The 13,735-nt window shown below is 32.9% G+C and carries 13 protein-coding genes; 11 read left to right on the top strand and 2 right to left on the bottom strand.

Annotated features, from left to right (window positions below):
- Positions 1–58 precede the first annotated feature (58 nt).
- Both EI71_RS06565 and EI71_RS06560 read left to right on the top strand, forming a co-directional pair.
- On the top strand, positions 59–1,009 hold the full coding sequence (locus tag EI71_RS06565) for an N-6 DNA methylase (RefSeq protein ID WP_119016461.1): 951 nt from the start codon (positions 59–61) through the stop codon (positions 1,007–1,009).
- A 14-nt stretch (positions 1,010–1,023) separates the two neighbouring features.
- A complete protein-coding gene (locus EI71_RS06560) occupies positions 1,024–2,250 on the top strand; it encodes an acetate kinase (RefSeq protein ID WP_119016460.1) in 1,227 nt (408 codons plus the stop codon).
- Positions 2,251–2,291: 41 nt separating this feature from the next.
- On the opposite strand, the gene EI71_RS06555 is transcribed toward EI71_RS06560, so the two are convergent.
- Together EI71_RS06555 and EI71_RS06550 are read right to left on the bottom strand one after the other, a co-directional pair.
- Entirely contained in the window at positions 2,292–3,221 is a 930-nt protein-coding gene (locus tag EI71_RS06555) for a DHH family phosphoesterase (protein ID WP_119016459.1), read from the bottom strand.
- Positions 3,222–3,316: 95 nt separating this feature from the next.
- The gene (locus EI71_RS06550; protein ID WP_162849842.1) at positions 3,317–4,567 is read right to left on the bottom strand and encodes a 6-phosphofructokinase; all 1,251 of its coding nucleotides are present in this window, start codon (positions 4,565–4,567) and stop codon (positions 3,317–3,319) included.
- Between the two features lie 190 nt (positions 4,568–4,757).
- Between EI71_RS06550 and pfkA the strand changes: the two genes are divergently transcribed.
- The 9 genes from pfkA (at position 4,758) to EI71_RS06505 (ending at position 13,453) form a co-directional block, all read left to right on the top strand.
- Complete coding sequence (pfkA, locus tag EI71_RS06545; RefSeq protein WP_119016457.1) at positions 4,758–5,711, top strand: 6-phosphofructokinase; 954 nt, start codon at positions 4,758–4,760, stop codon at positions 5,709–5,711.
- Positions 5,712–5,729: 18 nt separating this feature from the next.
- Positions 5,730–7,112, top strand: a complete 1,383-nt coding sequence (gene pyk, locus EI71_RS06540; protein WP_119016456.1) for a pyruvate kinase — start codon at positions 5,730–5,732, stop codon at positions 7,110–7,112.
- Positions 7,113–7,201: 89 nt separating this feature from the next.
- Positions 7,202–8,038, top strand: a complete 837-nt coding sequence (locus EI71_RS06535; protein ID WP_119016455.1) for a deoxyribonuclease IV — start codon at positions 7,202–7,204, stop codon at positions 8,036–8,038.
- A gap of 40 nt (positions 8,039–8,078) precedes the next feature.
- Positions 8,079–8,939, top strand: coding sequence for a hypothetical protein (locus tag EI71_RS06530; protein ID WP_119016454.1), 861 nt, complete (start codon positions 8,079–8,081; stop codon positions 8,937–8,939).
- A gap of 113 nt (positions 8,940–9,052) precedes the next feature.
- On the top strand, positions 9,053–9,883 hold the full coding sequence (locus EI71_RS06525; RefSeq protein ID WP_119016453.1) for a prephenate dehydrogenase: 831 nt from the start codon (positions 9,053–9,055) through the stop codon (positions 9,881–9,883).
- 2 nt (positions 9,884–9,885) lie between these two features.
- Entirely contained in the window at positions 9,886–10,926 is a 1,041-nt protein-coding gene (gene aroB / locus EI71_RS06520) for a 3-dehydroquinate synthase (RefSeq protein ID WP_119016452.1), read from the top strand.
- Entirely contained in the window at positions 10,910–12,175 is a 1,266-nt protein-coding gene (gene aroA, locus EI71_RS06515; protein WP_119016451.1) for a 3-phosphoshikimate 1-carboxyvinyltransferase, read from the top strand. The genes aroB and aroA overlap by 17 nt, the downstream gene beginning before the upstream one ends.
- Complete coding sequence (locus EI71_RS06510; protein ID WP_119016450.1) at positions 12,165–12,449, top strand: chorismate mutase; 285 nt, start codon at positions 12,165–12,167, stop codon at positions 12,447–12,449. Before aroA ends, EI71_RS06510 begins: the two co-directional genes overlap by 11 nt.
- A gap of 11 nt (positions 12,450–12,460) precedes the next feature.
- Entirely contained in the window at positions 12,461–13,453 is a 993-nt protein-coding gene (locus EI71_RS06505; RefSeq protein WP_119016449.1) for a chorismate synthase, read from the top strand.
- The last annotated feature ends 282 nt before the right edge of the window (positions 13,454–13,735 follow it).

The following is a 13,735-nucleotide window of genomic DNA, read 5'->3' as shown; positions in this document are numbered from 1 at the left end:
TAGGCTTTTTCTTTACATTGATTTTTTAATTTGGTATAATGCTAAAGGTGATAAAATTATGCAGGAAGTAAAAATGGACAACCTGGAGCTTTTTTATGACATATTGGATGAATCCAATAATTTCTTATACGAAGCATTCCATAAGCCTTATTTTGAATTACTAGAAATGACTGTAAAGAATTTACTTGCAGGTGAGGTTTTATGCGAATTTGAGGATGAAGAAAAAGAAGAAGAGCTTCAAAAAATTTATGACAAAATTAAAGATGTGGATTTTTCTGTTGAAGATGTCCGCAAGGCTATGCAATCCATTGTACTAAGAGGCTTTAAGGAGATGAGAATTCCTAATGGAAATACTACTCCGGATACCTTAGGTATTTTAGCTGCATATTTAATTACAAAGGTTCATAAGGAAAAAGAAATATCTATTTTGGATCCTTTATGTGGTACTGGTAATTTATTATTTACAGTTGCCAATTATTTAGAAAAGGACACAAAGCTTTATGCAGTAGATGATAATGAGTGGATGACAAAAATCACTGCATTAACTGCGGATTTATTAGATTATCCTGTTGAAGTATTCTATCAAGATACGATGAGCTTATCCTTAAGCAATATGGATTCTATTATCTTTGATATGCCTCATCAGGAATATCAAAATGAAAAGTATTTCCCTTATGATGCTATCTTGCATTTTGCAGATGAATTAAAGATGGATGGTTCTATGATTGCGATTGTAGAAAATGATTTCTTTGATTATGATTCTAAGCAAGAATTTAAAAAGGAATTGTTTAAAACAATGTCTATTTTAGGAATTATTGAACTTCCAGATTCAATGTTTAATGCAGGAAGACCAAAGCTTGTTCTTGTTTTACAGAAGAGGCTATTAAAGGATGCCAAGTGCTTCATGGTAAAGCTACCTAATTTTGATGATGTAGAAGACTTTAATAATGCATTAAGGGATATTGAAGCTTGGTTTGAAAAAAATAATTATAATAAAAAGAGAAATTAAGGAGAAAAAAGAAAATGGCTAAGATTATGGCAGTAAATGCTGGCTCATCCTCTATTAAGTTCCAGTTATTAGAGATGCCAGAGGAAAAGGTTATCGCATCAGGAACTGTTGAAAAGATTGGTTCTGTTGATGGTAGTGGTAAGCCTCTAAACGGTATTGTTACTTTAAAGTATAATGGAAAGAAGGAAGAAACTACACCAGTTATTCCTACTCATGCTGAGGGTGTACAGTTAGTATTAGATGCATTAATTGATAAACAGATTTTAAAGAGCCTTGATGAAATTAACGGTGTAGGTCATCGTATTGTCCAGGGTGGAGAATATTTTAAGGATTCAACTTTAGTTGATGGTCCTGATGGAGTTGTTGTTAATAAGATTGCTGATTTAGCAGATTTAGCTCCACTTCATAACCCAGCTCATATTGTTGGTATTAAAGCATTCTATAAGGCATTACCAAAGGTTCCTGAGGTAGTAGTATTTGATACTGTATTCCATCAGACAATGCCTGAAGAGGCATATATGTATGCAATTCCTTATGAATGGTATACAAAGTATGGTATTCGTAAGTATGGTGCTCATGGTACATCTCACAAGTATGTATCTCAAAGAGCAGCAGAATTAATTGGTAAGCCATTAAATGAGACAAATGTAATTGTTTGCCACTTAGGTAATGGTGCATCTATTAGTGCTGTTGAAGGTGGTAAATGTAAGGATACATCTATGGGTTTAACACCACTTGAAGGTATTCCAATGGGTACTCGTACAGGTAATATTGACCCAACAGTAGTTTCTTATATTTGCAATAAGGAAGGCAAGACTGCTGATGAAGTTGTTAATATCTTAAATAAGAAGTCTGGTTACTTAGGATTATCTGGTAGATCTAATGATGCTAGAGACGTAACTGAAGGTATGAACAATGGAGATCATAGATGTAAATTAACATTCGATGTTCAGGCTAAGAGAGTTGCAGATTATATTGCTTCTTATTGGTTATATTTAGGTGGTAAGGTTGATGTAATTGCCTTCACTGCTGGTATGGGTGAAAACTTAAAGCATTTAAGACAGAAGATTGTTGCTCGTTTAGCTCCACTTGGTGTTAAGCTTGATGAAAAGCTAAATGATACATTCTCTGATGAAAGAATTATTTCTACACCTGATTCAAAGATTCAGGTATGGATTATTCCTACAAACGAAGAGGTTATGATTGCAAGAGACACTGTACGTGTTGCAAACATTAAGTAATAAAAAATACAGGAAGGCTAGTTGGCCTTCCTGTTATTTTTTTATCCATTATTCTTATTTATTTTTTCTATAATCTTTGGTAATTCTAAATCTACCTTATCATTATCTAATTGGCAGGTTCCGGCATTTTTATGTCCTCCACCACCATAAGATAAACATAGCATACCAATATCAAAATCTGAGTTACGATTAATAATACTCTTACCAATCATAACTGCAGTATTTTGCTTTTTAAATCCCCACGCAACATGAATAGATATTTCACATTCAGGGTATAATGCATAAACGAAGAATCTATTACCTGCATAGATGACATCTTCATTTCTTAAATCTATCAATATTACTTTATCATGTACTTTAACAATTCTTCTTAATTGTGCTTCAAATAGCTTTGCTTGTTCAAAGTATAAATCTACTCTTTCTTTTACATCAGGAAGAAGTAGAATTTCTTCAATTGTATGATTTGGACAATAATCAATTAATTCCATCATTAAATCATAATTAGAGATTCTAAAATCATGGAATCTACCAAGACCAGTTCTTGCATCCATAATGAAGTTTAATAGGCTCCATCTTGTAGGATTTAATATTTCATCCTTTGTGAAATCTGCTGAATCACCCTTATCTACAGCTTCCATTAATTCTTTAGAAATTTTCTTCAAAACCTTTTCGCCACCATAGTATTCATATACTACTCTAGCTGCAGATTTCGCATTTGGATCAATGATTAGCTTATCCTTAGTATTTAAAGCTTTTGTACGATCCATTTCACTTTCATGATGGTCAAAGGATAATCCTACTCTTGGGTCAAAAGGTAAATTGGTTGTGATATCATTTTCTGATAATTCAATTTTTCCATCTTGAACATCCTTAGGATGTACAAACTTAATTTCATCAATAAGATTTAATTCTTTCAAAATCATGGCACATACAAGTCCATCAAAATCACTTCTAGTAACTAATCTTTTCATAATCTTATTCCTTTCTTTCTATTAGAATAATTATAACATGATTATCCTTTCGTTTCTATATCTTTGGAGAAGAAGATAATAAAAACTGACAATCGTCAGTTTCCATTAACAAGTATTTTCTTTAATTTTGCAAAGCGAGGAAGACCATCCTCCAAAGGAGCTTTCATATCTCCTTGAATTAGAGGCAAGCAATAAGAAATGAAATCATCACTTATATTGGATTCTTCCTTTAAAATCCATTCCAAAGGAAGCTTTTTTTCTGCATTCGCAACATCCTCTAGTGGTATTTTTATATATTCTATAGAATATATTTCTTTAGGCTTTCTTTTAAATCCTACCATATAATCGGTTTCTTGATTTAAAGCTAATTTTACTGCAAATCTACCAGCCTCATAGGCTTCTATAACATCTACCTTAGATGCAAGATGAGCGGCTGATCTTTGGATTAATGATGGCTCTAGGCTTCTGACTTTAATTTTCGTTTTGCTTCTTAAGAAGCTTGCTAAAACAGAAGCAGTACCACCCATTTGAGCATGACCAAAGGAGTCCTTTTCTCCTCTAGATTCATTTAATTCAGATACGTATCTTCCATCCTCTATTTTAATTCCTTCTGAGGCAACTATAATAACCTTACCATTGTTTTCTTTAATCTTTTTTTCGACATCCTGCCAAAATTTGTCAAAGCTAAAGGTGATTTCTGGCACATAAATTAAATCAGCTCCTAAGCCTTTATATTCTGCAAGCTTTGCAGAAGCAGCACACCATCCAGCATTTCTTCCCATAGCCTCAAATATGATAATCATTGGAGTATCATAAACGGTGGCATCTAGTTTAGCTTCCATAATGGTTGTTGCAATATATTTTGCAACACTTGCAAACCCTGGAGTATGGTCTGTAAATGCTAAATCGTTATCGATGGTTTTAGGAATTCCTATGCAATAGCATTCATAGCTATTTTCTTTAAAGAATTTAGATATTTTATTACAAGTATCCATAGAATCATTTCCACCATTATAAAGGAAATAGCGGATATCATATTTTTTGAATACCTCTAGAATTCTTAAGTATTCACTAGGATCTTCCTTGTAATCCTTTAATTTATATCTGACAGAACCAATAGAAGAGGATGGAGTTGTTTTTAACAATTCTAATTCTTTTATATCTTCTTGGTTGATATCAAATATTTCTTCATTTAATATTCCTTTAATTCCATGACTTGCAGCATAGACATGAGTTATATTTTCATTATTTAATGCTTCTATAAAAACACCAGCGGCACTAGCATTTATAACAGAAGTAGGTCCACCGGATTGACCTAGTATCATAGCACCCTTACAAATTTTCATTTTTATCACACACCTTGTATAAACATTTTACCAAAGTGGCGGTAAAATGTCATTTATTATAGAAAAATAGTGCTTTATTTTCACTTTCATAATTACTAATTATGTTTGTAAAAAGAAAAACCCTTGAAGGCTGACAAAAATGTGATATAATGCTATGTGGTAGTAAATATTTTCATAAGGAGCTGAAAATATGAGAATTGGTGTTTTAACATCTGGAGGAGACTCTCCTGGTATGAACGCAGCTATCCGTGCGGTTGTGCGTGCAGCACTATCTAACGGAGATAAAGTATTCGGTGTTTCGGATGGATACCGTGGTCTTGTTGAAGGAAGATTTAAGGAATTTACTAGAAGCGATGTTTCTGAAATTCTAAATCGTGGAGGTACTATTTTAGGTACAGCTAGACTTCCTGAATTCAAGTATGAGGCTGTAAGACAGCTTGCCGTAAAGCAATTACAAAAGAATGATATCGAGGCTTTAATCTGTATTGGTGGCGATGGTACTTATGCTGGTGCATTAGCACTTCACCATATGGGAATTAAAACAATTGGTATTCCTGGTACAATTGATAATGATATTGCATCTAGTGATTATACTATTGGGTTTTCAACTGCCTTAAATACAGCTTGTGATGCAATCGATAAGCTTAAGGATACCTCATCATCTCATCAAAGATGCTCTATTATTGAGGTAATGGGTAGACACTGTGGTGATTTAGCATTATATTCTGGATTATGCACAGGTGCCGAGTATATATTTACAAATGAGACTGGCCTTGACAAGGAAAAGCTTTTAAAGGATTTAAAGGAAAATAGACTTGCCGGTCGTCGTCATGCAATCGTTGTTATATCTGAAAATATGACAGACGTTTACCAGTTAGCTAAAGAAGTAGAGGACTATTCTGGATATGAATGTCGTGCTACGGTTTTAGGATATGTTCAGCGTGGTGGAACTCCTACACCTGAAGACCGTTTACTTGCTGCTAGATTAGGTGGGTTTGCGGTTGACCTTCTTAAGCAGGGGGTATCAGGAGTCTGCGTAGGTGTAATTGACAATGAACTCCGCAGTACACCTATTGAAGAGGCTTTGAATATGAAGAATATTCCAAGCGAGGAGTTACACAATTTAGTTCAAAAATTAAAATAATATTTAAGGAGAAAAGAAATGAAAAAGACTAAGGTTGTTTGTACAATTGGACCTGCTTCTGAAAAGAAGGAATCTCTTGAGAGATTAATCGGAATTGCAGGAATGAACGTTATGAGAATGAACTTCTCTCATGGTGATTATGAAGAGCAGGGATTCCGTATTAAGAACGTTAAGGAATTAAATAAGGAGCATGGTTGGTTCACAGGTATCGCACTAGATACTAAGGGTCCAGAAATTCGTACTGGTTATTTACAGAATGATGAGCCAGTTATGTTACACAAGGGTGATATTATCCGTGTAACTATGGATTATTCTTATTTAGGAAATAAGGATAAGATTGCTATTTCTTATGCTGGTTTATATGATGATATCTCTGTTGGTGGAAGAATCTTAATTGAAGATGGTAACTTAACACTTAAGGTATTAGAGAAGGATGAGGCTAATCATGAATTAGTTTGTGAGGCTCAGAACGATCGTAAGATCAAGAATAAGAGAAACTGTAATGTTCCAGGCGTTATCTTAAATATGCCTTATGTTTCTCCAAAGGATAAGGCAGATATGGAATTCGCTTGTGATCAGGGATTAGATTTCATCTTTGCTTCATTCGTTCGTCGTCCTGATGATATTCGTCAGATTCGTGAAATTTTAGCTGCTAAGGGCAACACTCATATTAAGGTTATCTCTAAGATTGAGAACCAAGAGGGTGTATCTAACATGGAAGAAATCGTTAAGCTTTCTGATGGTGTAATGGTTGCTCGTGGTGACTTAGGTGTTGACGTTGATGCTTGGGATTTACCTGAAATCCAGAAGCAGATGATTTTCTTAGCTCAGTCTACTGGTAAGATTGTTATTACAGCTACTCAGATGTTAGACTCTATGCAGCAGAACCCAAGACCTACTCGTGCAGAGGTTTCTGACGTTCACAATGCAGTATTAGATGGTACATCTGCAACAATGCTTTCTGGTGAGTCTGCTCAGGGTGATTATCCATTCGAAGCAGTATCTTACATGGCTAAGATTGATGAGAGAGCGGAAGACTCTATCGATTATGAATTAATGATTAGAAATGTAGTTGAAATGAAGGAAAACCAGAATGAGGCAGATGCTTTAGGTTTAGCTGCAGCTACATTAGCTAACAACTTCGAAGTTCCAGCAATCGCTGTTGAGGGCGACATTGAATTAGCTTTAGCTATTTCTCAGTTCCGTCCTGCTGCTGACGTATTCTTCGCATTTGACAATGCTGATGATGCTCGTACAGCTTCTATCTTATTCGGTATTCAGCCACTTGTTGGTAAGCTTGCAGATGCAGTTGCAAAGGCAAAGGCTTCATTAGAGCTTGAAGCTGATGATACAATCATCACTATCGTTGGCAAGAAGTTAGAATTAGTTGACGTTAAGTAATAACTATATAACTTTTAGAGTCCATTTCAAAATGGACTCTTTTTTTCTCTCTTTATTATTGTTATAATCTCATTAAGACGAGGTATTTTATGTTTCAAATAGGATGTCATTTATCTATCGTAGATGGATATTATAAAACTGCTAAAAATATTATATCGATTGGTGGAAATACTTACCAATATTTTTCTAGAAATCCACAAGGTGGTAAGGCTAGAGCCTTTAACCAAAAGGATTTAGATGATTTTCTTTTATTTGCTAAAGAAAACAATATTAAAGGGTTACTATGTCATGCACCATATACTCTAAATCCTGCATCAGAAAAAGAAAATGTTAGGGAATTTGCATTAATTTGCTTTAAAGAGGATTTAGTTATATTAGAAAAATTTGGTAATGCTTTATATAATTTTCACCCTGGTTCTTGTGGTAAACAAGAAAGAAGTGTTGGTATAAAAGAAATAATCGATGTATTAAATCAAGTAATGACAAAGGATATGACAACAACTATCCTTTTAGAAACGATGAGTGGTAAGGGTAGTGAGCTTGGTATTACATTTGAGGAAATAAAAGAAATAATTGATGGAGTAATATATAAGGAGCATATAGGTGTAACTATAGATACATGCCATATATATTCTGCAGGATATGATATTGTAAATGATTTAGATGGTGTTTTAAAGCATTTTGATGAAGTAATTGGTTTAGATAGATTAAAGGCTATTCATTTAAATGATTCCAAGGTTCCCTTTAATTCCCATAAGGATCAGCATGCAAAGCTTGGAGAAGGAACTATTGGATTGGATACATTAGTACGTATCATCAATCATCCTTTACTAAAGGCTATTCCATTCTATTTAGAAACACCGAATGATTTAGATGGCTTTATGCAAGAAATAAAATATCTAAAATCAAAAAGAGAAGAATGTTAATTGAAATTGTGATATACTTTATGTGTTAGGTGGTGATACTTTGAAAACAAAGGTAATCGTATCCTCAGATTGTGGTGTTGAAGCTATTCCAGAACCATCTATTCTTGGAATTTTACCAGATGAAATTCACTTTTCTCCTGTGGAGATATATAAAAATGCTTCGGAGATGGATTTTTACGCTTTTGATTTAAGATTGAAATATGACAGTAACGCAAATCCAGAAATAAAGGGATGTAGTGAAGAAGTATTAAGGGATATTTTAGAGGATTTTGTATTAGATGGTCATGATAGATTTTATTTTATATTATCGAGTAAAAAGCTAGAATATTATAAGCCATTAATAGAAAAATATGTAAAAGAAAATCATAATGTTCAATACTTTTATTACATCGTAAAATCCGAAGGCTTACCAGTAGCTTATATGGCTAAGGAAGCTCAAAAGATGTTTTTTGATAATAAATCTATTCCGGAAATAGAAAAAGCATTAGCTTTTTATGATTCTAAAAATGCAATCTTTTTATATTCTCCTTTAGAGGATAAAACCGATAGAATTGAAAAGTATTCTTCCGAGGATGAAGGATTTGAAATAAGTGGTAATAATTCTATAATGTATTTTATTAGAAAAAGTGATTCCTCCTTCCTCCGCTTAAAGGAAAAAAATAAGACAATAAATCCATATATAGATGTATTATTATTGGAAATGGATGGCAAGAAGGTAGTTCCATTTGTTTTATATACAAATGAGAGGTCCTTATATACAAAAGCATTTGTAAAAGAGCTTGAAAAAAGCTTTCCAGATTTGAAAATACCATGTTTTGAAATGCCACCACAGATGGTATTAAAATATGGTAAATATTCTATTGCGATGGGATATATAGAGAAGTATGACAAAGAGGCATAAGCCTCTTTTTTCTATTTGTTCAGTTTTGTGCATTTTCTTGCAAAGTGTTGGATTATATGCTAAAATCCTATATTATGGTGTAGTATATTTATACTACAGATAGGAAGATGATTATGAAAGTTTTAATTGTAGGTTTAGGCTTAATGGGTGGTGCTTATGCATACCGCTTGTCCAATAAAGGATATACAGTTTATGGATCGGATATCAATATGGATTCTATTGATTATGCATTAGAAAAGAAATATATTTCTAATGGTTCTGTTCATCCAGAGGAATTTATTATGGAATCCGATTTAATTGTTTTAGCGATATATCCTAAGGCAATTGTATCCTTCGTTGAAAGATATAAAGAATATTTCCATGAGGGTCAAGTAATTACAGATATTTGTGGAGTAAAGAGTGATTTTATATATGAAGCAACAAAATTATCAAAACCTGCAACGTATTGTTCTCATCATCCTATGGCAGGTAGAGAAAAAATTGGTATTGCTTATTCTACAGAATGTGTTTTTGGTGGTGCAAATTATCTTATTACACCAACAAAAGATACAAAGGAAGAAGCAATTGAATTATTAAAACAAATTGGTACAGATTTAGGATTTAAAAGAATATCTGTAATGGATATTGAAAAGCACAATCGAATGATTGGCTTTACCTCTCAGCTTACTCATGCAATTGCAGTTTCTTTGGTTAACTCTGACCATGATAGTGATACGAAATACTATATTGGAGATTCCTATAGAGATTTAACTAGAATTGCAATGATTAATGAGAATCTATGGAGTGAGCTTTTTTTAGAGAATAGAAAATATTTACTTGAGCATATTGCCTCCTTTGAATTTGAATTAGATTTATTAAAAATGGCACTATACCGTGAGGATAAGGATGCTTTATGTGAATTATTCCGTTCTTCAACAAAGATTAGGAAAGAGATGGAAAAATAATTATGAAGGAACTTGAAATAAATTTAACACACACCTCTTATAGAATCATTATTGAAGATGGACTATTTGATCATATAGGGGATTATATTAAACAAATATATAAGAATAATAAAGTATTTATTGTCACAGATGATAATGTTGCAAAGCTTTATTTAAAAAAGGTTACTACTGTATTAGAAAAGGATTTTACAGTAGAATCTGTAGTTATTCCTCATGGGGAAGCATCAAAATGCTTAACAGAATATTCCCATATTTGTGAGGAATTATTAAAAAAAGATATAAGAAGAAATCATTTATTATTAGCCCTAGGTGGTGGAGTAATTGGGGATTTAACTGGCTTTGTGGCATCCACTTTATATAGAGGTATTCCATATATTGGTATACCTACATCCTTATTATCTCAAATGGATTCATCCATTGGAGGTAAAACAGGAATTGATTTCTTTGGAAGAAAGAATATCTTAGGAGCATTTAAGCAGCCATCTATGGTTTTAATTGACCCTAAAGTATTAAATACACTAGAGCCTAGTGAATATATCAGCGGTATGGGTGAATTAATTAAGCATGGTGCGATTGGTAATAAAAAGCTATTTGATTTATTAGATACTAGACCAGGGGTTGATGAGGAAATAATTAAAGAATCTTTATCTGTAAAGAAAAAGGTTGTTGAAATTGATGAATTTGATACTGGCGAGAGAATGAAGCTAAACTTTGGTCATACTTTCGGTCATGCCATTGAATTAAAATATGGCTATAAGCATGGTGTTGCGGTAGGAATTGGTATGAGAATGGCACTTACTATGGGTGTGGATTTAGGTGTAACAGATCCTTTAGCTAAAGACACTATAAATCGTATATTAGATAAATATGGATTCCCACAGGTAGAGTATGATTATAAGGAATATTTAGCTGATGTTGTTTATGATAAAAAGAATATAGCAGGAACTATTAATTTTATTTTTATTACAAAGCTAGGTGAGGCTGTAATATATCCAATTCGTGAGGATGATTTAAAGGAGAAGGAAAATGAATGTAACAATTAAGCCATCCAAACTAGAAGGAAGTATAATGATTCCACCTTCTAAAAGCTTATCTCATAGAGCAATTATTGCTGCATCCTTAGCTTTAGGAAAAAGTGTTATTTCCAATGTTTTATATTCTAAAGATATTAAAGCAACTATAGAGGCTATGAGGGCTTGTGGAGCAATTATAGAAGAATATGATGATTATTTAGTGATATATGGTTCTAAAGTAAAAAGAGTAAAATCTATGATTAACGCAAATGAATCAGGCTCTACTATTCGTTTTATGATTCCAATTGCGTTAGTATGTGATGCTCCTATGGAATTTAGAGGAGAAAATCATTTAGTAAAAAGACCTCTAGATACATTCTTAGAAATATTTGATTTACAAGGTATTTCTTATGAAAGAGGAGAGGACTATCTTCCTTTAAAGGTAAAGAGTGGAATTAAAAGTGGTGTATATAAGGTAAGAGGAGATATATCTAGCCAGTTTATTACAGGGCTTCTTTATGCCCTACCTATCTTAGATGGGGATTCTAAAATAGAAATTACAACCACCTTAGAGTCTAAAGGATATATTGATTTAACCTTAGATATGCTAAAGAAATTTGGTATCCAAATTGAAAATAGGGATTATAAGGAATTCTATATTAAAGGAAATCAAAGCTATACTCCATGTGATTATACAATTGAAGGAGATTTCTCCCAATCTGCATTCTTTTTAGTTGCAGATTGCTTAGGGGCAAATATTAAGCTTAAAGCTATGAATATGGATTCTCATCAAGGAGATAAGAAAATATTAAAGGATATTGAAGATTTTTCTTCTAAAATCCATTATGAAAATGATGAATTATATGCAGATTCTATAAAAACAAAGGGCGCTATTATTGATTTTAGTCAAAGCCCTGATTTGGGACCAGCACTTACTGTGCTTGCATCCTTAAGTGAAGGTAAATCGGAATTTATCAATGCTGGAAGATTAAGAATTAAAGAATGCGATAGAATCACTTGTATGAAAGAAGAGCTTGAAAAGCTTGGTGCGAATATCATTGAGCATGAGGATGGAATGGAAATTTTTGGAGTAGATTCATTCACTGGTGGCGTTATTGATAGCCATAATGATCATAGAGTAGCTATGTCATTTGCGATGGCATCTATTAAGGCTAAAGGCGATATTAAAATATTAAATGCTGGTTGTGTTTCAAAATCCTACCCTAACTTTTGGGAAGTATTTGAAAGACTAGGAGGAAAGATAGAATATGAAGAATAAGCTAGAGGAAGCAAGAGAGATTATTAATGAAGTAGATAATGAAATGATTTATCTATTCATTAAAAGAATGGCTGCGATTTCCATGGTTGCAGAATATAAAATGGAAAATGATATTCCTGTATTGGATTCCATTCGTGAAGATACTATTAAATCTAGAAATCTTGAAACTCTATCCAATAAGCAACTTGAGAAGTATTATCTTACCTTCTTTGAGGGTGTTTTAAATGCATCTAAGGAGTATCAAAAGGATTTAATAAATAAAAATAACAAGTAGGAGGATAGAATATGAATCATATCGGAAGATTGTTTCAAATTAATATCTATGGCGAATCCCATGGTGGTGGCGTTGGTATTTTACTTGATGGAGTAAAGCCTGGAATTCCTTTAACAGAAGAGGATTTTCTTTTAGACTTATCTAGAAGAAAGGCAGGAGGATTAGGCACTACTCCAAGAATTGAGGCAGATGAGGTACATATTATCAGTGGCGTATTTAATGGCTATACTACAGGTGCTCCAATTCTTTTATCCTTTGTAAATACAAATACTAAAAGTAAAGATTATTCTAATTTGATAGATCAGCCAAGACCAAGCCATGCAGATTACACAGCACATATAAAATATGATGGCTATAATGATTATAGAGGTGGTGGCCATTTTTCTGGAAGATTAACCTTAGGTTTAGTTTCTGCAGGTGTTGTAGCTAAAAAGATGTTAAAGGGAGTTACATTCCATACGAGCCTAACAAATTTAAATGGTTGCGAGGACCAATCTAAATTTCAATCTATTTTAAAAGAAGCAGTAGAGAATAAGGATTCTGTTGGTGGTATTGTTACTTTAACAGCTACAGGATTACCTGTAGGATTAGGTGAACCTTATTTTGATTCATTAGAATCTACAATTGCTCACTTGATGTTTTCTGTAGGTGGAGTAAAAGGAATTGAATTTGGTATTGGATTTGATGGCGTTGGATTAAAGGGTTCTGAATTTAATGATAAGATTATAGATTCTAAAGGTACTACACTTTCTAATAACAATGGTGGTATTAATGGTGGTATTTCTAATGGAAATCCTATTGTTGTTAAAGTCTTTGTAAAGCCTACTCCATCCATTGGATTAAAGCAAGAGACATATAATTTTAGAGACGATAAGGTAAAATCCTTAGAAATCGAAGGAAGACATGATGCTGCAATTATCCTAAGAGCAATGGTAGTTTTAGAAGCATGTCTAGCTATTGCGTTATGTGATGCGAATTTAATTCGTAATGCATACAAAAAATAGATTTATAAAAACGTATTTATTCGTAAAATACGTTTTTTTATATACATATAAAGAATGTTTATGATATAACCCGAGTTTGCCAGTTGATATATAAAGAAATCCAGTAACATTTGGCTTGGTTACTGGATTTTTTGCCTGTTGAGGCCATTTTTTATTTTGTTTTTTTATGTACCTACATTTGTACCTACAATCACAATTTTATGCTTACTTTAAGCTTTCTAAGTTCAGCTGGTTTATATAATTTTGCCGGAATATTGATATTGAAGGCATTAAGGATAATAG

It is taken from the genome of Anaeroplasma bactoclasticum (assembly GCF_003550015.1).
GTDB lineage: Bacteria > Bacillota_I > Bacilli_A > Acholeplasmatales > Anaeroplasmataceae > Anaeroplasma > Anaeroplasma bactoclasticum.
The sequence above is the reverse complement of the archived record's forward strand: the minus strand, read 5'-3'. Positions and strand labels throughout refer to the sequence as shown.